This is a genomic window from Arthrobacter glycogeni, from assembly GCF_054511155.1.
In genome coordinates this window covers 1-1304 of record NZ_JBTNDE010000051.1, presented here as the reverse complement: position 1 = coordinate 1304, position 1304 = coordinate 1, and the positions used below count along the sequence as shown (strand labels likewise).

The following is a 1304-nucleotide window of genomic DNA, read 5'->3' as shown; positions in this document are numbered from 1 at the left end:
TGAACCGCCCCGGGTTTAATGGAGGGTGTTGATTCCTTGAAAGGATGAGCCTTTATGGCAGCACCGAGGAAGTATCCGGATGAGCTTCGTGAGCGCGCGGTCCGGTTGGTGATGGACGCGCAGAAGGACCCTAGTGCCCGGCGGGGTGCGTGTAGTCGTATTGGCGCTCAACTAGGTATCCCGGCGGACACAATCCGTGGCTGGTTGCGTACCGTCGAGATCGACCAAGGTGTGCGGCCTGGGACGACGACTGATGACGCTGCCCGGCTGGCGGAGCTCGAGCGTGAAGTCGCTGAGTTGCGCCGGGCCAACGGGATCCTGAAATCGGCGTCGGCTTTCTTCGCGGCGGAGCTCGACCGCCCCTCGCGACGATGATCGCTTACATCGATCAGCACAAGGACGAATACGGGGTCGAGCCGATCTGCAAACAGCTGCCGATCGCCCCATCAACGTACTACGCAGCCAAAGCCCGTCCGGAGTCCAAACGCTCCATCACGGACGCTGTGACAACGGAGCAGATCATCCGAGTGCACCGAGAGAACTACGGTGTTTACGGGGCGAGGAAAGTGTATGCGGCCCTGAACCGTGAAGGACACCGGGTAGCCAGGTGCACGGTGGAACGCCTCATGCGCCACGCTGGTTTACACGGGGTGCACCGGGGCAAGGCCCCGCGGACGACAGTGCCAGGGCCCTGCACGGACCGGCCAGCGGATCTGGTCCGTCGTCAGTTCACGGCGCTGGCACCGAATTGTTTGTGGGTCGCGGACATCACCTACATCCGCACGTTTTCCGGATGGGTTTACGCGGCGTTTGTCCTGGATGTGTTCTCCCGCCGGGTCGTCGGCTGGCAGCTGTCCACAACGCTGCATACAACCTTGGCGTTGGATGCGTTGGAGATGGGGTTATGGACCCGCCGGCACGCCGGGAAAGACGTCTCCCAGCTCATCCATCACAGCGACAGAGGAGTTCAATATCGTGCGATCCGCTACACAGAAAGGCTCGCTGAGTCCGAAGCAGTCGCCTCCGTCGGTGCCAAGGGCGATAGTTACGATAACGCGATGGCCGAGGCACTGAACTCGCTGTTCAAAGCCGAATTGATTCGGAACAAGGGGCCCTGGAGAAGCATCAATGACCTGGAAATCGCCGTCGCGGAATACATCGATTGGTACAACCACCGACGCCTGCACAGCGAGATCGGCTACCGACCACCGGTGGAAGCCGAAACCATCTACTACTCAAAACTCCCGACCATCAAAATGATGGAACGGGTCTAACAAGCCCTCCACCAAACCCGGTGCTTGACA

The 1304-nt window shown here is 60.4% G+C and carries 1 protein-coding gene and 1 other annotated feature; the gene reads left to right on the top strand.

Going from position 1 to position 1304, the window contains the following annotated elements:
• Positions 1–54: 54 nt before the first annotated feature.
• Positions 55–1274, top strand: a protein-coding gene (locus ACX80O_RS16675; protein WP_459334175.1) for an IS3 family transposase whose coding sequence is annotated in 2 segments (ribosomal slippage) — positions 55–334 and positions 334–1274 — 1221 coding nt in all. Because the reading frame shifts where the segments join, the coding sequence is not laid out codon by codon here.
• Positions 333–446 (top strand) — a sequence feature (AL1L pseudoknot). Its footprint overlaps the gene before it by 114 nt.
• Positions 1275–1304 lie beyond the last annotated feature (30 nt).